Raw genomic sequence first — 20,515 nt, 5'->3', positions numbered from 1 at the left:
AATAATCATAACAATTAAGTTTTTAATTGTAAAAAAATTCCCTTTTTATAATGTGAAAGGATGTAATTTGTTTTAGGGAGGTAAAGAGCAATGCGTTCACGATATGTACAAATTATAGGAAGAAATAATATGAAATATTGCATTTTATATTGTTACATCCAGATTTTATGTTAAATTCTTGAATGGAATATTAAAATAGGGGGTCAGGATATGAACAAGAAATCAAAGATCAATAAAGTGATGCTTAGCATTAGTACAATGGCTTTATCGTTAGGCGCACTTCAAACTCATGCAGCAGCGGAAGAAAAAGTACCGTATAACGTGTTAAAAACGAAACCGGTTGGAATTGAAAAGTCGGTAGATGAAGTTGGACATATTTCAAAAGTTGATGAAACTTTATCATTTCAAGAACGTTTAAAAGTAGGAGATTTTTCACAGCGACCAGCATCTATTACGAAGAAAACTGCAGTAAAGCAGGTTAAAGAAAGCTATTCAATGGCTGATTTAAACAAAATGAATGACCAAGAATTAGTTGAAACGTTAGGCAGTATTAAATGGCACCAAATTACAGACTTATTCCAGTTTAATGAAGATGCAAAGGCTTTTTATAAAGATAAAGGAAAAATGCAAGTCATTATAGATGAATTAGCTCATAGAGGTAGTACATTTACGAAAGATGATTCAAAAGGAATTCAAACGTTTACTGAAGTGCTGCGTTCAGCTTTTTATCTTGCATTTTATAATAGTGAATTAAGCGACTTAAATGAAAGAAGCTTCCAGGATAAATGTTTACCTGCTTTAAAAGCAATCGCAAAAAATCCAAACTTTAAGCTTGGTACAGTTGAACAAGATACAGTCGTATCTGCGTACGGTAAATTAATTAGTAATGCTTCAAGCGATGTTGAAACGGTTCAATATGCATCGAATATTTTAAAGCAATACAATGATAATTATACTACTTATGTAAATGATCGAATGAAGGGACAAGCAATATACGATATTATGCAAGGTATTGACTATGATATACAGTCGTACTTAACTGAGGCTCGTAAAGAAGCGAATGAAACGATGTGGTATGGAAAAGTAGATGGGTTTATTAATGAAATAAATCGTATTGCTCTTCTAAATGAAGTAACGCCAGAAAATAAATGGCTCGTTAATAATGGCATTTATTTTGCTAGCCGTTTAGGGAAGTTTCATATCAATCCAAATAAAGGATTAGAGGTTGTTACACAAGCGATGCATATGTACCCGCGCTTAAGTGAACCGTATTTTGTTGCGGTAGAACAAATTACAACAAATTATAATGGTAAAGATTATAGCGGGAATACAGTAGATTTAGAGAAAATACGTAAAGAAGGAAAAGAGCAATACTTACCAAAAACGTATACATTCGACGATGGATCAATTGTGTTCAAAACAGGAGATAAAGTATCAGAAGAAAAAATTAAGAGACTATATTGGGCTGCGAAGGAAGTAAAGGCACAGTATCACCGTGTAATTGGAAATGACAAAGCGTTAGAGCCAGGAAATGCGGATGATGTATTAACGATCGTAATTTATAATAGTCCAGATGAATATCAGTTAAATAGACAATTGTATGGATATGAAACAAACAACGGTGGAATTTATATTGAAGAGACAGGTACATTCTTTACATATGAGCGTACACCAGAGCAAAGTATTTATAGTTTAGAAGAGTTATTCCGTCATGAATTTACTCATTACCTGCAAGGTAGATATGAAGTACCAGGTCTATTTGGAAGAGGAGATATGTATCAAAATGAAAGGTTAACTTGGTTCCAAGAAGGAAATGCAGAATTTTTCGCAGGATCTACTCGTACGAATAACGTTGTACCAAGAAAGAGTATAATTAGCGGATTATCATCTGATCCTGCAAGCCGTTATACAGCAGAGCGTACACTATTTGCTAAATACGGTTCTTGGGATTTCTATAATTACTCGTTCGCATTGCAGTCTTACTTATATACGCATCAGTTTGAAACATTTGATAAAATTCAAGATTTGATTCGTGCGAATGACGTGAAAAATTATGATGCATATCGTGAAAATCTAAGTAAAGATCCTAAGTTAAATAAAGAGTATCAAGAGTATATGCAGCAGTTAATTGATAATCAAGATACATACACTGTACCAGAAGTAGCTGATGATTATTTAGCTGAACATGAAACGAAGTCATTAGCAGCGGTGAAGAAAGAAATTAGTGATACGTTGCCTATGAAAGATACAAAAATGACAAAACATAATTCTCAATTCTTTAATACATTTACATTAGAAGGTACGTATACAGGTAGTGTCACAAAAGGTGAATCAGAAGATTGGAAAGAAATGAGTAAAAGAGTAAATGAATCTTTAGAACAATTGGCGCAAAAAGAATGGAGTGGCTACAAAACTGTTACAGCATACTTCGTCAATTATCGTGTGAATAGCTCAAATGAATTTGAATATGATGTAGTCTTCCATGGAATCGCAAAAGATGATGGAGAAAATAAAGCTCCAACGGTTAATATAAATGGCCCTTATAGTGGTCTTGTAAAAGAGGGAATTCAATTTAAAAGTGATGGCTCAAACGATGAAGATGGAAAAATTGCTTCTTATTTATGGGAATTTGGAGATGGAAGCACAAGTGCAGAAGTGAATCCAGTACATGTATATGAAAGAGAAGGTTCTTATAAAGTATCGTTAAGAGTAAAAGATGATAAGGGAAAAGAGAGCAGAAGCGAAACAACTGTTACGATTAAAGATGGAAGTTTAACAGAATCAGAACCAAATAATCGTCCAGAGGAAGCAAATCGTATCGGGCTAAATAGTACTATAAAAGGTAGTCTTATTGGCGGGGACCACACTGATGTTTATACATTTAATGTAGCATCAGCGAAAGATATCGACATTTCTGTTTTAAATGAGTATGGAATTGGGATGACATGGGTACTTCACCATGAATCAGATATGCAAAATTATGCGGCTTACGGTCAAGCTAATGGGAATCATATAGAAGCAAAATTTAATGCAAAACCAGGTAAGTATTACTTGTATGTATATAAATATGATAATGGCGATGGAACATACGAATTGTCAGTAAAATAAGTGCTTTTCCAATGTATGTTTAACTTTACTTTTTGTGGAAAATAGTATATTATATAGATATATAATATATCGGTTATTTTCTAGGAGGAGCCTGTCACAATAGGTTTCTCCTGTTCTTTTTTAGAGGCCTGTCTTACAGGCTTTTATTTAAAAAGTAAATGACTGAAAATTAAGAACAATAATCTTTGAAAGAGGTGGGGCATACACATAACAAAAAAGGGATTGTTTAAGAAAGGGGGATAAGAAATGGTCTTGTTTGGTTATCCACTTGAAACAATTTATTTATATGGATTTATTATTGCTACTATACTCACTGTTATTTATATCTTCTTTGGAGATATATTTGAATCGATATTTAGTTTTGGGGGCGGATCTGTATCCGTTGTTACTTTATTACTTAGTTTCTTCGCCATGTTATGTGGGCTTAGTTATATAGGAGAGTACTTATTTTCCTTTAATAGTATTACTATTTTCGGGGCTGCATTTGCTATATCTTTTATCGGTGTTTTCATCATGAAAATACTAATTTTAAAACCGATTGCAGAAGCAGAACAAAATACCGTACAACGTATGGATGAATTTATCGGTTGCAAAGGAGAAGTCATTACGACAATTCCTACAGAAGGATTTGGTGAAGTATTAATTTTATCCCAATTTGGAAGTAATGCAATCCCAGCTAAAACTGTTGGAAAAAAAGATATTTCGCAAGGAACAGAGGTTATTATCGAGGGAGTCCAAGATGGTGTTTTACTTGTACAAAACATCGCTTATTCTTTAAAAAAACCAAAATTATAAGGGGGAATTTACATGACGATTCCATTAATTATCGGTGGAGTTTTACTGGCAATTTTAATTCTACTCATTTTAGTATTCATTACGAAGTATCGTACGGTTGGTCCAGATGAAGCGTTAATTGTTACAGGGAACTGGCTTGGTGGAGGAAAGAATGTTGTTACCACTGATGATGGAAAGAAGATTAAGATTATCCGCGGGGGCGGTACTTTCGTAGTTCCAATTATGCAAAGAGCAGAGCCTTTAAGCCTATTAAACTACAAATTAGAAGTTGGTACACGTGATACGTATACGAAGCAAGGTGTTCCAGTTACAGTAAATGGTGTTTCTATTATTAAAGTAGGTTCTACAATTGAAGAAGTATCTACTGCAGCTGAGCAATATTTAGGAAAAGAAACAGAAGAGTTAAAAGTAGAAGCAAAAGAGGTTTTAGAAGGTCACTTACGTGCAATCTTATCTTCTATGACAGTAGAGGATGCGTATAGTAATAGAGAGCAATTTGCTCAAAAGGTACATGAAGTAGCTTCTACAGATTTAAAGAAGATGGGACTTCGCATTGTTTCTTTCACAATTAAAGAAATAATGGATAAAAACGGATACTTAGATGCGCTTGGTCAGCCGCAAATTGCGACAGTTAAGCGTGATGCAACAATTGCAAATGCAGAGCGTGAAAAAGAAGCACGTATTGAAAAAGCACGTGCTGAAAAAGAGGCAAAAGAAGCAGAATATCAACGTGATGCACAAATCGCTGAAGCTGAAAAACATAAAGAATTAAAAGTACAGTCCTATAAGAGAGAACAAGAGCAAGCACGTGCAGATGCGGATCTTTCTTACGAATTACAACAAGCGAAAGCACAACAAGGTGTTACAGAAGAGCAAATGCGCGTTAAAATCATTGAGCGTGAAAAGCAAATCGAGTTAGAAGAAAAAGAGATTGCGCGTCGTGAAAAGCAATACGATGCAGAAGTTAAGAAAAAAGCAGATGCAGATCGTTATGCTGTTGAGCAATCAGCAGAAGCAGAAAAAGTAAAACAAATTAAAAAGGCAGATGCGGATCAATATAAGATTGAAGCTGAAGCGAGAGCTCGTGCGGAAGAAGTACGTGTGGAAGGTTTAGCGAAGGCGGAAATCGAAAAAGCGCAAGGTCAAGCGAAAGCGGAAGTACAAAAAGCGCAAGGTACAGCAGAAGCAGATGTTATTAGATTAAAAGGTTTAGCAGAAGCAGAAGCGAAACAAAAAATTGCTGAAGCATTTGAATTATATGGTCAAGCGGCAATTATGGATATGGTTCTTAAAATGCTTCCAAGTTATGCGAAGGAAGTTGCAAGTCCACTTAGTAATATTGATAAAATCACAGTTGTCGATACAGGCGGCGGTGGTAAAAATAGCGGGGCCGGAAAAGTTGCGGGCTATGCGACTGATTTAATGGCAACGATGCAAGAAACGTTAAAGGCTTCTTCTGGAATTGACTTAAAAGAGCTATTAGAAGGATTTGCAGGAAAAGGAGCAGTGCAACAATTATCAAGTGATAAACCTGTTGTATCTGTAGTAGAAGATAAGAAAAAAGAAGTAGAAAAAGATAAAGAATAATAAGGTGGAAAGAACCTCTAGTAAGTGAAATACTAGAGGTTCTCCTATGAATTATAATATTTCGAATAATATACATTTTTATACATTGTTTTAATTATTTAATTTATATAGAATGAAAAAGATATGTATCAATTCTTTAGATGTATAAAAAGATAGAGAGTCTCATTGATACATTTAAATCGTATTATTTTTATAGAAAGATTAAATGTTAATTAATTACATTTAAAACGGTATGGAGGGGTAGAAGTATGTTTCAAGGGAAATTAAGGAGTAGTAGTTTAAAAACAAAGTTACTTGTATCATTTATTATTATTTTAATTCTTCCAAGTATTGTAATTGGTTGGACGTCTTATCAACAGGCGAAGACGAATTTTAATGAAACGATTTTAAACTCGGCGAAAGATAATATAAACATTTTGGATAATGTAATTAATAAAGAATTGGATAGTAAAAAAGTAGATGCAACTTATTTTACGAAATTATTCACACAATCAAGTTACCAAGCAGATCAAATTCAAAACATACAAAATAAACTAGAAGAATACAATAAACTGCATCCAGAAATGGAAGCAATCTATACAGGATCTAGTAATGGACAGTTCATTCAATCACCAGCTATTCAGATGCCAGATGGATATAATCCTACAGAAAGAGATTGGTATAAAGAGGCCGTGAAGAAAAGTGGAGAGGTAATTGTAACTGCTCCATATAAGTCAAAAACGACAGGGAATATTGTTATTACACTAGCAAAACAAAACGAGGATAAAAGTGGAGTTCTTGGGATTGACTTAATCATTAATAATATTGTTACTACTTCCAAGATGGTTAATATTGGTAAGGAAGGATATGTAGCGATATTTGATCAAGATAAAAATGTAGTAGCGCACCCGAAAATGAAGCCAGGAGAGAAATTAGAAGAGAAACTTAGTAAAGAATTGTATAAACAGGAAGCTGGGGATTTTCATTATTCATTAGATGGTGAAGATCGCAATATCACTTTTAAAACGAATAAGAAAACTGGTTGGAAAATAGCAGGAATTATGCCTTCCAAAGAAATTATCGAAGCGGCTGAACCTATTTTCTATAAAACAGTAACTGTTCTTGGAATTTCACTAATAATCGGTGGGATTGTAATTTACTTCATAATTGCGTCTATTATTAAACCGTTAAAACAACTTGTCATATCATCGAAGAAGATTAGTGAAGGTGATTTAACAGAATCAATTACAGTTCATTCTAAAGATGAAATTGGACAGCTAGGAGAAAGTTTTAACGAGATGGCTGCATCGTTACAAAGTGTCATTTCCAATATAAACACTTCAGCAAGTCATGTAGCGGCATCTTCAGAAGAATTAACAGCTAGTATGAAGCAGACAAGCGAAGCAACGGAACAAATTACACAGGCGATAGAGCAAGTATCAAGTGGTGCAGAAATACAAACGAAAGAAGTTGAAGAAGGAGCAACATTGTTAGAAGAAGTTACAGAAGGAATTCAGCGTGTTGCAGATAGTTCTTCATTAGTATCTACAGCCTCTATGTATACGAAGAAAAAAGCTGAAAATGGTGGGAAGTTAGTTGAACAAACTGTGAATCAAATGCAATTAATTCATGAGTCTGTTTCACAGTCAGACAAAATCATTGGTTTGTTAGACGATAAGTCGAAACAAATTGGAGCAATCCTTGAAGTGATTCAACATATTGCAGAACAGACAAATTTATTAGCGTTAAATGCGGCAATTGAGGCTGCGAGAGCTGGAGAGCAAGGAAGAGGATTTGCAATTGTAGCAGATGAAGTGCGAAAGCTAGCAGAACAATCAGGACAGTCTTCTACGGAAATTGGGAAACTAGTGAAAGAGATTCAATTTGATATAAAAGAAACAGTAAGCTCTATGAATCAAGTTGGAGCAGAAGTACAATCAGGACTTGTAGTTGCAAATGAAACGAAGCAAAGCTTTGCCGAAATATTGAAGTCTACAAATGATACAGTTGTACAAATTGATAGCATGGTAGATGTAGCAAAACAAATGACGGTAGATGCAAAACAAGTAAGTGCATCTATTAATGAAATTGCAGCTACAATTGAAGAAAATGCAGCAAGCGTTCAAAATATTGCTGGTTCTTCAGAAGAACAATTAGCTTCAGTAGATGAAATAAATGCAGCAGCAGTCCATTTATCACAAATGGCAGAAGAATTACAAGAGATGATTAGTAAGTTTAAAGTGTAATAACAAATATTAAGAAACGAGGTAATAATTTTACTTCGTTTCTTTTTTTATGAAGAGAAAAAGAAAGAAATATAGAGTAACCGTGTTATGATTAAGTATAATTAAAGAGACTGTATATTCTTTAAATTCTATCTTTAATCATGTTAGGGGAATGGTTTTGAAATTTAAAAAATTAAAACTCCAACCGAGAATTACATTAACTATTAGTACACTTATTTTAGTGGTACTTCTGCTAACGAGTTATTTATTTTATTACATATTATCTGAAACGGTAGAAGAGCAAATTGGGAAACGGGCTTTGCATGTTGCGAAAACAGTTGCCGCGATACCAGAAATTCAGGAAGCTTTTCAAAAAGAAAATCCAGCTTCTATTATTCAGCCAATCGCAGAAAAAATTCGAATGGATACAGAGGCTGACTTCATTGTAGTTGGAAACAAAGAGGGGATTCGTTATGCGCATCCTGAGCGAGATAAAATAGGAGAAAAAATGGTTGGCGGAGATAATAAAGGCGTTTTATTAGAAGGAAAATCATATGTTTCGAAAGCAACTGGATCATTAGGCCCTTCATTACGCGGAAAAGTTCCAATCCGTAATCAGGAAAATGAAATCATTGGTGTGGTGTCTGTTGGATTTTCAATGGCTGATATTCATGGAGCGGTAGAAGTGTATGGAAAGCGTGTATTTTGGATTACAATAATAGGGCTATTAATTGGAGTAATCGGCTCTATATATTTAGCGGCAAGTATAAAAAGAATGATGTTCGGGATGGAACCAGAAGAAATTTCATCTTTATATGAAGAGCATAGTACAGTGATTCAATCTGTACGTGAAGGGATTATTGTAATCGATAAAAATGGCATGATTAGTTTAGTCAATCAAGCAGCTTATGATATTCTTTCGCTAGATAAACAACAAAATATTATTGGGGAATTTATTTTAAATGTAATTCCTAATTCAACGATACTAGATGTACTTCAAACTGGTGAAGAACAGTTTGATCGCCAATTAAATATAAAAGGACAGGCTGTTATTGCGAACCGTCTACCTATTAAAGTAAAGAATAAAGTAACTGGCGTTGTATCGAGCTTACGTTTGAAATCTGAAATGGATCAGTTAACAGCAGAATTATCTCAGACGAAGCAATATACAGAGGCATTACGAGCGCAAGCGCACGAATATAACAATTTATTGTATACGCTTTCAGGTCTTATTCAATTAGAATCATACGAAGATGCTTTAGAGCTTATTCATAAGGAAACAGCGGTATATCAAGATTTTGTTCAATTTATTATGAAGCGGATTCAAAATCCATGGCTAGGTGGAATTTTAATTGGATTTTATAATAGAGCACGAGAGTTGAAGATTGATTTTATGCTAGATAGAGAAAGTGGTTTAGAAAAATTAAGTCCACATATTGAGAGTAATTATGTCGTTTCTATTTTAGGAAATTTAATTACGAATGCATTTGAAGCAATTGAAAAAAATGAAGAAAATGATAAGAAAGTAAGGATGTTTGTAACTGATATTGGAGAAGAAATATTAATTGAAGTGGAAGATTCAGGGCAAGGGATTCATGATGAAATAATTACTAGCATATTCTATAAAGGCTTTTCGACGAAAGAAGGAGGAGAGCGAGGATATGGATTAGCAAAAGTGAAAGAGTTAGTAGAAGATTTAAATGGAAGTATTGCAATTGAAAAAGGGGATTTAGGTGGTGCGTTATTTATTATTGCACTACCGAAAGAGAGAGGCGAATAGTAATGGGTGAGGAGATTGAAGTATTAATTGTAGAAGATGATATTCGGATTGCTGACATTCATCGTCGTTTTACTGAGAAAATTGAGGGATTTAAAGTAATTGGAACGGCAACGACTGGAGAACAAGCGAAAGAATGGCTAGAGCTTGTGAAGCCACAGCTTGTTTTATTAGATGTGTACTTACCTGATATGCAAGGAACGGAACTTGTCACATATATTAGGCATCATTTGCACGATACAGATATTATTATGATTACAGCGGCATCGGAAACAGATGTAGTGAGGCACGCCCTGCGGGGCGGAGTAACAGATTATATCGTAAAGCCACTAATGTTTGACCGATTTAAAGCAAGTCTGGAAGGCTATCAAAAAAAGATTATACAGTTAAAGAAAAATAATCAATTATCTACGGAGCAAATTGAATATTTATGGTCTCAAAGAGGGGTGAAGGGAGATCAAATAGAATATGCCCCGAAAGGGATAGATCCTTTAACTTTAGCGAAAATAAAAAAGCATATGTTAACAGTTAATGAAGAAGGGATTACAGCAGAGGTGCTAAGTTCAATGGTAGGCGTAAGCCGATCAACGGCAAGGCGTTATTTAGAGTATTTGATATCTGGGAAGAAAGTCCACGCAGAGCTAATATATGGAAGTGTTGGGAGACCCGAGAGACGTTATTTTCTTGTTTCTTCATAATAAAAAACAGTAGAGGATTTTTATTCCTTCTACTGTTTTTTTTGCATCTTATATTGGAATAATCCCAATTACAATTCCGGTAATTAACATAACCATTGTCGTTCCAACGGCCCACAATAAAGTGAAGCGTTGATGTTCACCGAAATCAACTTTTGCCATTCCGACCAATAAATAAGTGGAAGCGACAAGAGGACTTAATAAGTGAACGGGTTGCCCAAGTAAGGAAGCACGTCCCATTTCAGCTGCACTAATTCCGTAAGTAGCAGCAGCTTTCGTCAAAATAGGTAATACCCCGAAGTAAAATGCATCATTAGACATGAAAAATGTGAATGGCATACTGAGAAGTGCTGTAATAATTGGCAATTGTGGTCCAAGTGCATCTGGTATAAGAGTTACTACACTGTTAGCCATTGCATCTACCATTTTTGTTCCAGATAAAATACCAGTGAAAATACCGGCAGCAAATACGAGAGAAACAACTGCTAATACATTCCCAGCATGAGAAGCAATACGTTCTTTCTGTTGCTCTAAGTTTGGATAGTTAATCATAACAGCGATAGCAAAAGCGACTGTAAATAAAACAGGTAATGGCATAACTTCTAGTATGAGACAGACAAGTAATGTGGCGGTTAATAAAAAGTTAATCCATAGAAGTTTAGGGCGTTTATGCACTGCTGCTTCGACAGTTGCAGCTTGCTCATCCATTGTTTGCATTTGTTGTAAATACTGTACATCCATAATTCCTAAACGTTTTCTTTCTTTTTTTCCAAGATAGTAGGCAACGAAAACAACCCAAATTGCACCAGCAATCATTCCTGGAATAAGAGGTGTAAATAATTCGGAAGCCTCAAGCCCAAGTGCGCTCATAACACGAGCTGTGGGTCCACCCCAAGGTGTAAGATTTGTTACCCCTGCCCCTAACATAACAACTCCAGCTAATATGAGGGGGTTCATTCCAAGGCGCTTATATAGTGGATACATTGCGGAAACTGTAATCATGTATGTTGTTGTACCATCACCATCTAGAGAAACGATAATAGTTAATATAGCCGTTCCGACAACGATTTTTAAAGGATCTCCTTTTACAAATTTTAAAATCTTACTAATGACAGGATCGAATAAACCGCTATCAATCATAATCCCAAAATATAAAATAGCGAACATAAGCATAATACCAGTAGGTGCTAATTTTTGGATCCCCTCTAACATCATAGGCCCCATATCGGCATAGAATCCGCCAATTAATGCAAAAACACTCGGAATTAATATTAATGCTACTAGCGCTGACATACGTTTCGTCATAATTAAAAACATAAAGACAAATACCATCGCAAATCCAAGTAGTGCTAACATGTAATTTCCCCCTCAAAAGAATGATTGCGCTTTCAAAATAGAATAAAAATTCAGAAAAAGGTTTTTTATTTATAATAAAAGCATCTATTCAAATGGTAAATAATTTGAAAAATAACATCATTAGAAGCATAATTTTTATTTTGTTCATTTTGTTCACGGTAGTTAATTTGAATTTTTAAAAAGTAAGCTGCTTCTCGTAAGAATGGTAGAATAAGATGAAAATAGTGAAGTGTGAAATAGGGAGTAGATGTTATATGAAAACGAGAATTGAAGAGATTTATAGCTCTTATGAAGGAAAAGTAGAGGAGATTTTTATTAATGAATCTTCTTACGTATATGAATGGGAAAAATTACTGATGATCCGAAAAAATGACGGTGAGCTTAAAAAAATTGCAGTCGGGATTAGTGGAAATATAAGATTGGTAAATGTAGAAGTTGGACAGGAAATTAGTGCGGATACATTATTAGTTAAATTAGAAGATGATTTGTTAATTACAGGTTGCGAGTGATGAGAGATGTGTAGAAATAACTACACATCTTTTTTTGTTTCCTATATTACAAAAAGCACATTGTTTTTTCACAAATCTCACACAACCTTTTGGTATTCTTTTCGTGGAGTATACGGTTTCTAGGGAGGAATATTGATGAAAGTAAAATATGTCGTACTTGCTATATGTTTATGTTTCGTATTTACGGTAGTCGGGTGTGGGAAAAAGGAAACAGCAGCTGTTGCCATTGATGAGAAACATGATAAATGTGATATTTGCCAAATTGGGGTAACAGATAATCAATTTGCAACAGAAATTATTTTAGAAAATGGAAAAGCGTTAAAGTTTGATGATATCGGTTGTATGTATAAATGGATGGAGATCAACTCAGATGAAAAGACGAAAGAGAAATTTGTCCGAGATTATGATTCGAAAGATTGGATTTCGTTAGAAGACGCTACTTACGTATATGATAAAACAATAACGACACCGATGGCTTATAATGTCATTTCATTTAAAAATAAAAAAGATGCAGAGAGATTTGTATCTAACTATAAGGGGAAAGTTCTTTCGTATAAAGAGCTAGCAGAGCATAAATGGGAAATGAATAAAGAGATGATGGGGAAACCGAAAGCAGGAAATCATGGTGGACATCATTAATAGGAAAAGACAACTATGTAGTTGTCTTTTTCTATTATTACTCAGGTGCAAATATAGAAAAGGTGTAAAATTTTTAGCAGAACGGTTACAATGGAATATAGTAACCTAAAGCAATCATTTATGTACTTTTTAGAAATGTATACAAATGCGGTAAAAACGTGCTAAACTAATTGCTTCATAATGTTAATGATGGGGCCATCAGGCGTATCATTTCAATAGGTTGAGAAACATAGTATAAGCTTAAGATAATCCGATTAAAGAAGGAATCTAAAGGGCTTATGGATAAATGTAATCAAGAAGAGTTATTGTATGTGATGGAGGAATGGTTAAGAAAACATTATCTTTCATAGGAGCTGTAGTTGTGAGAAAACAAAAAATTTTATTATGTATTTTATTAGGACTTTTAATGACGGTAGTGGCTTGCGATAAGCAAGAAGAACCAGAATCGAAACCGGTTCATGTGAAAAATGAGAAGAAAAAAGAGAAGCATAAAGAACAGGAAGAATCTAAAGAAGAGAAAAGTATAAATTTAATGGACAAACAGTTGTTACTTTCAGCTACTCTTGGAGACACAGAGACAGCTATGAAGTTGATTCAGGATGGAGCGAATATAAACGTAGAAGGTGACAACGGAGAAACGCCTGTCCTTGCAGCGACGTACCAAAATCATGTAGAGACAGTTAAAGCATTAATTGGTGCAGGTGCTAATATTGAAATTAAAGATGAGAAAAAAAGTAATCCACTTCTTTATGCAAGTAGAGAAGGATATACGGATATTGTAAAAGTATTAATTAATGCAGGAGTTAATACGAAAGAAACGACTAGGTCAGGTGGGACAGCACTTATTTCTGCATCTGAGCGTGGCCATGTAGAGGTTGTTAAAGAATTATTAGAGCATACAGATATTGATGTGAATTATAAAAATGAACGTGGTGGAACAGCGTTATTAGAAGCAATTGTATTAGGAAATGGTAGTGAAAACCATAAGAAAGTAATTCAATTACTTATTGATCACGGTGCAGATGTAAACATGGCTAACAAGGAACATCTGACACCACTGCAATACGCTGAAAAAAGAGGTTTTAAAGATATTGTAAATATGTTGAGGGTAGCTGGAGCGAATGAAGTAGTACAGCCACAACAACCAGTAGAGTAAAAAACGAAAAATAATCCCATTTAGATAGACAGAATGAAGAAATCAGTTAGTATGATGGATTCAGTAATGTGTATTTGAATGGGATTTTTATTTTGAACATGAAAAATAGATTATGAATGGATGGTAAATGGAGTAAATAAGGAGGCAACCTTATTTGGCAATTGTAAAAAATGAAAAAGTAGTTTCTGTTTGTTGCAGTGCCAGAAGTACGCCCGTAGCTGCTGAGGCAAGTGTGGAAACTTTAGCGGAGTTTCAAGGGAACGGATATGGTACTGATGTTGTTACAGCCTGGGCCATATCAATACAAGAGAAAAGGCGCATTCCACTTTATAGTACTGCTTGGGATAACTTTAGTTTGCAAGCAGTGGCAAGCAAACTGAAAATCATTAACTATGGAATGAATTTACATATTGATTGAATTTTAAGTATTGTTTCGTTCTATTTATTTATATTTTAATATATAGATTAATGTAAATAATGATATGGTGAATATTAACATTCGATTAACACCTAATTAACAATCTATCAAAACTGACTTAATAAATGCGTAATATAGTAAAGGTAACAAAATAACTAGGGTAGAGAACATTTGAGAACACCCACTTACATATAATGTGCCACTTTCTTAGGTGTGCTCTATTCCCTAGAGTTCAAATAAGGAGAAAGGCGTTCTATGTAAGTAGGTGTTTTTAGTTTGGATAAAAATAGAACAGTTAGGTGGAATAAATGTTTAAAGAACCTTATATTGCGATGATAAAGGATTGGAAAGGATACAAAGCATACAAAAAATTGCCGAAAACAGTTTTTCTTATGACTGGTTCAATGCTGGAATTACCAGAGCGTGTATATGAATTGCAGAAACATGGACATGATGTATTTCTTCATTGTGATTTTATACAAGGCTTAAATACGAATACAGAGGAAGCGCTTTTGTATATTCAAGATGTTATCGGGGCACAAGGTATTATTTCAACAAAGGGTTCAACAATTCGAAATGCTAATAAAATTGGATTGAAAACAATTCAACGTATTTTTATTGTAGATACTTTATCTCTTACTAAATCAATTGAAAATTGTAAAACGACTAAACCAAATGCAGTAGAGATTATGCCGGGGATTATGCCTTCTATTATTAAGCAGCTAGTAGAGGAAATAGAGTTTCCTATTATTGCAGGAGGGCTGATTCAAACGCGAGAAGATGCGGAAATTGCAATTCGTGCAGGAGCAAGTGCGATTTCAACAAGTCATTATGAAGTATGGATACAAGAAGAAAAAAGGAGTGCAACCTTGTGATTGAATTGAAAAATGTTTCAAAGGTATATAAAAATGCAGAAGAGACAGCAGTTAAAGGCGTATCGGTTCATATTAAGAAGGGTGAATTTTTTGTTTTAGTTGGACCTTCGGGATGCGGGAAAAGCACATTATTACGAATGATCGCTGGCTTAGAAGAGATTTCTTCAGGAGATTTAATTATTAATGAACGTGTTGCAAATGATCTAGAGCCGAAAGACCGTAATCTATCAATGGTATTTCAAAATTATGCATTATATCCACACTTATCTGTAGAAGAAAATATTTTATTTGGACTTAAGGTAAGAAAAGTACAAAAAGAAGAGCGACAAAAGCGATTAATGGAAGCTATTGAAATGGTAGGACTGAAAGAGTATGTGAAAATGAAACCAGGCCAATTATCAGGCGGACAAAGACAGCGTGTTGCACTTGCCAGGGCAATTGTGAGTCAAGCGCCAATCTGTTTAATGGATGAACCACTTTCGAATTTGGATGCGAAATTACGTGCGCAAATGAGAATTGAAATTAGAGAAATTCAGCAGCGATTAGGAATTACGATGATTTACGTTACCCACGATCAAATAGAAGCGATGACTATGGGTGATCGTATCATGGTTTTAAATAAAGGAAGTATACAGCAAGTTGGAACACCACTTAACATATATAACGAACCAGCAAACGAATTTGTTGCAAGCTTTATAGGTTCTCCTTCTATGAATATAAATGATGGGGAAGTAAATAAAGAAAAAGGTGTATTACATATAGGACAATTGCAAATTCCATTATCTATTAGACAGTTAAAGCAATTACCAGAAGGAACAATTCGCATAGGCATGCGCCCTGAGCATATTGCACTGTCTGAGGAGGGACAAGAAGTGACGTTGCAATCTGTAGAAGTATTAGGGAATGAATCTATATTGAACTTTGCGGTAAATGGAACAACTTGGAGTGCGAAAGTTATCGGACAGTTACTCCTGAACAAAGGTGACAAAGTAAAATTATTATTCTCGCAAGAAAAGTTATGCTTCTTTAACGAAAACACGAATGAACGCTTAAAAGTGGTAGCTGAAGAAGAGTTGAAAGTGGTGGCGAAATAATGATCGAAGTAAGTAAGTTACCAGTTCAAACAAAGGTTTCAAAAAAGAAAAAATTATGGGAGAGAACGAAAGATTTAAGAATAGGATTATTGTTTTTGGCGCCATCTATTTTGCTATTTTCGATTTTTCTGTTCTATCCATTGTTTAGGACGATTTATTATAGTTTTTATTTAACCGATATACATGGAGAAGCTAATCTTTTCGTTGGCTTAGAAAATTATCAATATTTATTCTCTGATCCAGCCTTCTACAAAAGTATAAAATCAACTTTATTATTTGTTTTATATACAGTTCCTACGAGTATTATATTTGCTTTGTTTCTTGCATTGATTGCAAATGGAAAGGTAAGAGGTATTGGGTTATTCCGAGTTCTGTTTTCTTCGACGATGGGAATATCAGTAGCTGCTAGTGCAGTGATTTGGCTATTTTTATTTCATCCAAGTGTAGGATTATTTAATAATATATTAGCCTCTATGAACCTTCCTGCAATCGCATGGTTAACGAGTCCGGACTGGGCACTATTCTCTGTATCAGTTACAACAGTTTGGGTGAATACAGGTTTTGCATTTTTAGTTATATTAGGTGGTTTACAAAATATTGATACGTCTTTATATGAGAGTGCATCTATAGATGGTGCTAGTTATTTATATAAGCTTCGCCGTGTTACATTACCGATGCTATCACCAACTTTATTCTTTATTGTAACAGTAACATTAATTAGTGCGTTCCAAAGCTTTGGACAAATTGATATTTTAACGCACGGTGGACCAAATGATGCAACGAATTTAATTGTGTACTCGATTTACAAAGAGGCGTTTGTGAATCATCAATTTGGAACAGCAAGTGCACAAGCGATGGTATTATTTGTTTTCATTTTCGTTGCTACATTACTTCAATTTAAGTTTGCTGAGAGAAAGGTGCATTATAAATGATTGTTAAACAGTGGAAACAAAATTTCCTATTATACATGCTACTCATTATTAGTGCAGTGATGGTATTTTTTCCTGTACTGTATGCATTTTTAATAAGCTTTATGACACCAGACGATATTCAAATGAGAAGGTTATTTCCGACCCAGTTTACTTTTGATAATTTCATTAATATTTTTCAAAAAGTACCGCTTTTTACATACTTATATAACAGTTTAATTGTATCGACAGTCGTTATGATTGGACAACTTATCGTATCAAGTTTAGCAGCTTATGCTTTTGTTTTTCTTCAGTTTAAAGGGAGAAACTTAATTTTCTTCCTGTTTATTTCAACGATGCTTATTCCGTGGGAAGCAACGATGGTGCCTAACTTTTTAACGATTCAAAACTTTGGCTGGATCAATAGTTTCGCCGGGATGACAGTGCCGTTTTTTGCAACAGCTTTCGGTATTTTCTTGTTACGTCAACATTTTATGACACTCCCGAATGAACTGAAAGAAGCTGCTTTTATTGAAGGGATTGGAAATATAAGATTTTTATTCAGCGTTGTAATACCGTATTGTAAAACGAGTTTTATTACGCTTGGAGTATATAGCTTTTTAACAACATGGAATATGTATTTATGGCCACTTTTAGTGACCACTGATGAAAAAGTAAGAACAGTGCAAATCGGTGTAAAGCAGCTTCAGTCTCAAGAAGTTGCAACTGATTGGGGAAGCGTAATGGCCGGTGTTACGGTTATCGTTATTCCAACATTGATTTTACTATTTTTAGGGCAAAAGCAATTACAACAAGGATTAACAAAAGGTGCAATTAAATAACTAAGAGAAGGTGAGATTTAAATGAGTCTAGTTAAAAAAGGTGCTGCTCTATTAATGGTAGCAACAATGGCATTATCTAGTGCAGCTTGTTCAAATAGTAAAACAGAGGGAAAACCTGAAGCACAGGCAAAAGTAGCACCAGTTGAAAAAAATGGTGATAAAACTGTAATTCGCTTCTGGCATGCGATGGGTGGAAAAACACAAGGAGTATTAGATGGTCTTGTTGCAGACTATAATAAGTCGCAAAATAAATATGAGATAAAGGCAGAGTTCCAAGGGACATATGAAGAGTCTTTAACGAAATTTAGAACGATGTCTGCAACGAAAGAAGCGCCAGCTCTTGTTCAATCGAGTGAAATTACAACGAAATATATGATTGATAGCAAAAAAATCACACCAATTGATAGCTGGATAAAAAAAGATAAGTACGATACGTCAAAATTAGAAAAAGCAATTACAAATTATTATTCAGTTGATGGAAAAATGTATTCTATGCCATTTAATTCATCTACACCAGTATTAATTTATAATAAAGATGCTTTCGCAAAGGCGGGCTTAGATCCAGAGAAAGCTCCAAAAACATATGCGGAATTACAAGAAGCAGCGAAAAAGTTAACGATTAAAGAAGGCGGAAATGTAAAACAATATGGATTCTCCATGCTTAACTACGGTTGGTTCTTTGAAGAATTGTTAGCGACACAAGGTGCTTTATATGTAGATAACGAAAACGGTCGTAAGGATGCTGCAAAGAAGGCGGTATTCAACGGTAAAGAAGGACAGAAAGTATTTGGAATGTTAGATGATTTAAATAAAGCTGGCGCCCTTGGAAAGTATGGAGCAAGTTGGGATGATATTCGTGCCGCGTTCCAATCTGGACAAGTTGCTATGTATTTAGATTCTTCAGCAGGTGTTCGTGATTTAATCGATGCATCTAAGTTTAATGTAGGTGTTTCATATATTCCGTATCCAGAGGATTCGAAACAAAATGGTGTTGTTATTGGTGGAGCATCATTATGGATGACGAATATGGTTTCAGAAGAAACGCAACAAGGTGCTTGGGACTTTATGAAATATTTAACGAAGCCAGACGTACAAGCAAAATGGCATACTGCAACAGGTTATTTCTCAATTAATCCAGATGCATATAATGAGCCATTAGTAAAAGAGCAATATGAAAAATATCCACAGTTGAAAGTAACAGTAGATCAATTGCAAGCGACGAAGCAATCTCCAGCAACACAAGGGGCTTTAATTAGTGTATTCCCAGAATCACGAGATGCAGTTGTAAAAGCATTAGAAGCGATGTATGATGGGAAGAATAGTAAAGAAGCGTTAGATGAAGCTGCCAAAGCAACAGATAGAGCAATTAGCATTTCAGCTCGTACGAGTCAAAAATAAGAGAAAGCCGTATCCTTAAAAGGGATACGGCTTTCTTTATAGGGAGATAAGGGATCAAAGAAATGATGAAGTCTTATCTCTTTTATATGAGTAAAGGGTCTAGAGTGAATGTTGTCCTTTTCATTATTTATTTAACTCCATTGCGACTTGTTTACCATTTACGAAAACCTCTACTACCGCTACTACAACTTCCATTACTTTTTTCATCTCTCATCTCTCCTTATTTTTTGTTTCATTTCTTACTCTCAGTATAAGGAAATACAGTAATTACAACTATCGAATTGGATGACAAGAGACTTACATTGTTGTAAGGATAATAGTTTAGTTTGTAATAAAGTGAAACCGTAATCAGTGGGGGGCTTACTGCCCGTTAATGCGGGATTTCAATTCTGAACTTTCTGTCGTTTTGAGCTATAATTAGAAAGAGGGGGGATAATATGAAAAGAACTCTTGTTATTAGTGATATTCATGGAGAGATAGAAAAGTTCGAACAGTTATTGGAAGAAGCTCAATATGATGCGAAACAGGATCAATTAATCTTACTGGGAGATTATGTAGATCGTGGTCCAAATGCGCGTGCTGTAATTGAAAAGGTAAGAGAATTGAAAAAAGAGGGAGCACTCATTTTAAAAGGAAATCATGAAGATATGATGATTAAGGCGTTAACGACAAATGAGGAACGTTCATGGAACCATTGGGTAAAAAGAAATGGTGGAGATAAGACATTATATAGCTATGGATTTGTAGAAGAAGATATTGCGGTTAATGAGAAAGACTTCAAAAAACCGATTTTACACTCTCGTGTATTAGAGGAACATATAAAGTTTATTCAAGAATTAGATCATTACATTGAAACAGAAGAGTATATATTTGTACATGCTGGGGTTGAACCGATGAAACGAGTTTCTGAATCTGAACCATATACATTAATGTGGATCCGTAATGAATTTCATAATGGATATAGCGGTGAAAAGGTTGTTGTATTTGGGCATACGGAAACAAAAACGCTTCATGGTAGTGAGGATTGCGGAGTGTATTTTGGTAGTAATCGTATTATTGGGATTGATGGCGGGGCTGTGTATGGCGGTCAGCTAAATTGTTTAGAGTTGCCGAGTAAAAAGGTATATGTAATAAAAAATTGAAAGAGATAAGAG

General features: G+C 34.7%; 16 protein-coding genes and 2 pseudogenes. 17 read left to right on the top strand and 1 reads right to left on the bottom strand.

Features of this window, described 5'->3' with window-relative positions:
• The first annotated feature begins 210 nt into the window (after positions 1-210).
• The 7 genes and pseudogenes from colA (at position 211) to MR112_RS26955 (ending at position 10,169) form a co-directional block, all read left to right on the top strand.
• Positions 211-3,108 carry a collagenase ColA gene (gene colA, locus MR112_RS26980; RefSeq protein WP_064531951.1) on the top strand — a complete coding sequence of 966 codons (2,898 nt, stop codon included), beginning with the start codon at positions 211-213 and terminating at the stop codon, positions 3,106-3,108.
• A gap of 246 nt (positions 3,109-3,354) precedes the next feature.
• Positions 3,355-3,903: an NfeD family protein gene (locus MR112_RS26975; RefSeq protein ID WP_000242445.1), complete on the top strand. Its 549-nt coding sequence runs from the start codon at positions 3,355-3,357 to the stop codon at positions 3,901-3,903.
• Positions 3,904-3,915: 12 nt separating this feature from the next.
• Positions 3,916-5,490, top strand: a complete 1,575-nt coding sequence (locus tag MR112_RS26970; protein ID WP_000155021.1) for a flotillin family protein — start codon at positions 3,916-3,918, stop codon at positions 5,488-5,490.
• Positions 5,491-5,738: 248 nt separating this feature from the next.
• Positions 5,739-6,773 (top strand): annotated as a pseudogene (locus MR112_RS29020) (HAMP domain-containing protein); the annotation flags it as partial.
• Positions 6,768-7,715 (top strand): methyl-accepting chemotaxis protein, encoded by a 948-nt coding sequence (locus MR112_RS29015; protein ID WP_370445030.1) that lies wholly within the window; start codon positions 6,768-6,770, stop codon positions 7,713-7,715. The pseudogene MR112_RS29020 and the gene MR112_RS29015, both read left to right, overlap by 6 nt.
• A gap of 151 nt (positions 7,716-7,866) precedes the next feature.
• A complete protein-coding gene (locus MR112_RS26960; protein ID WP_002040620.1) occupies positions 7,867-9,474 on the top strand; it encodes an ATP-binding protein in 1,608 nt (535 codons plus the stop codon).
• 2 nt (positions 9,475-9,476) lie between these two features.
• The gene (locus MR112_RS26955; protein WP_000503461.1) at positions 9,477-10,169 is read left to right on the top strand and encodes a response regulator; all 693 of its coding nucleotides are present in this window, start codon (positions 9,477-9,479) and stop codon (positions 10,167-10,169) included.
• A gap of 48 nt (positions 10,170-10,217) precedes the next feature.
• On the opposite strand, the gene MR112_RS26950 is transcribed toward MR112_RS26955, so the two are convergent.
• Positions 10,218-11,522 carry a CitMHS family transporter gene (locus MR112_RS26950; RefSeq protein WP_242245713.1) on the bottom strand — a complete coding sequence of 435 codons (1,305 nt, stop codon included), beginning with the start codon at positions 11,520-11,522 and terminating at the stop codon, positions 10,218-10,220.
• Positions 11,523-11,776: 254 nt separating this feature from the next.
• Here MR112_RS26950 and MR112_RS26945 point away from each other — a divergent pair, with 254 nt between their 5' ends.
• From MR112_RS26945 to MR112_RS26900, 10 genes and pseudogenes are all read left to right on the top strand, one after another.
• Positions 11,777-12,031, top strand: coding sequence for a hypothetical protein (locus MR112_RS26945; protein WP_000857376.1), 255 nt, complete (start codon positions 11,777-11,779; stop codon positions 12,029-12,031).
• A gap of 135 nt (positions 12,032-12,166) precedes the next feature.
• The gene (locus MR112_RS26940) at positions 12,167-12,670 is read left to right on the top strand and encodes a nitrous oxide reductase accessory protein NosL (protein WP_048538433.1); all 504 of its coding nucleotides are present in this window, start codon (positions 12,167-12,169) and stop codon (positions 12,668-12,670) included.
• 322 nt (positions 12,671-12,992) lie between these two features.
• Positions 12,993-13,826, top strand: a complete 834-nt coding sequence (locus MR112_RS26935; protein WP_000239625.1) for an ankyrin repeat domain-containing protein — start codon at positions 12,993-12,995, stop codon at positions 13,824-13,826.
• 142 nt (positions 13,827-13,968) lie between these two features.
• Positions 13,969-14,244, top strand: a pseudogene (locus tag MR112_RS26930) (GNAT family N-acetyltransferase); the annotation flags it as partial.
• Positions 14,245-14,552: 308 nt separating this feature from the next.
• The gene (locus MR112_RS26925) at positions 14,553-15,119 is read left to right on the top strand and encodes a glycerol-3-phosphate responsive antiterminator (protein ID WP_000472003.1); all 567 of its coding nucleotides are present in this window, start codon (positions 14,553-14,555) and stop codon (positions 15,117-15,119) included.
• Positions 15,116-16,213, top strand: a complete 1,098-nt coding sequence (locus tag MR112_RS26920) for an ABC transporter ATP-binding protein (RefSeq protein ID WP_000571390.1) — start codon at positions 15,116-15,118, stop codon at positions 16,211-16,213. Before MR112_RS26925 ends, MR112_RS26920 begins: the two co-directional genes overlap by 4 nt.
• Positions 16,213-17,145: a carbohydrate ABC transporter permease gene (locus MR112_RS26915; protein ID WP_000573797.1), complete on the top strand. Its 933-nt coding sequence runs from the start codon at positions 16,213-16,215 to the stop codon at positions 17,143-17,145. The genes MR112_RS26920 and MR112_RS26915 overlap by 1 nt, the downstream gene beginning before the upstream one ends.
• Entirely contained in the window at positions 17,142-17,963 is an 822-nt protein-coding gene (locus MR112_RS26910; RefSeq protein ID WP_000635946.1) for a carbohydrate ABC transporter permease, read from the top strand. The genes MR112_RS26915 and MR112_RS26910 overlap by 4 nt, the downstream gene beginning before the upstream one ends.
• Before the next feature lie 21 nt (positions 17,964-17,984).
• The gene (locus tag MR112_RS26905; protein WP_000060602.1) at positions 17,985-19,361 is read left to right on the top strand and encodes an ABC transporter substrate-binding protein; all 1,377 of its coding nucleotides are present in this window, start codon (positions 17,985-17,987) and stop codon (positions 19,359-19,361) included.
• 437 nt (positions 19,362-19,798) lie between these two features.
• The gene (locus tag MR112_RS26900; protein ID WP_242245711.1) at positions 19,799-20,503 is read left to right on the top strand and encodes a metallophosphoesterase family protein; all 705 of its coding nucleotides are present in this window, start codon (positions 19,799-19,801) and stop codon (positions 20,501-20,503) included.
• Positions 20,504-20,515 lie beyond the last annotated feature (12 nt).

The organism is Bacillus cereus group sp. BfR-BA-01330, from assembly GCF_022663885.1.
Lineage (GTDB): Bacteria > Bacillota > Bacilli > Bacillales > Bacillaceae_G > Bacillus_A > Bacillus_A cereus.
Note: the sequence above shows the minus strand (reverse complement) of the source record. Positions and strands in the feature narration are given on the sequence as shown.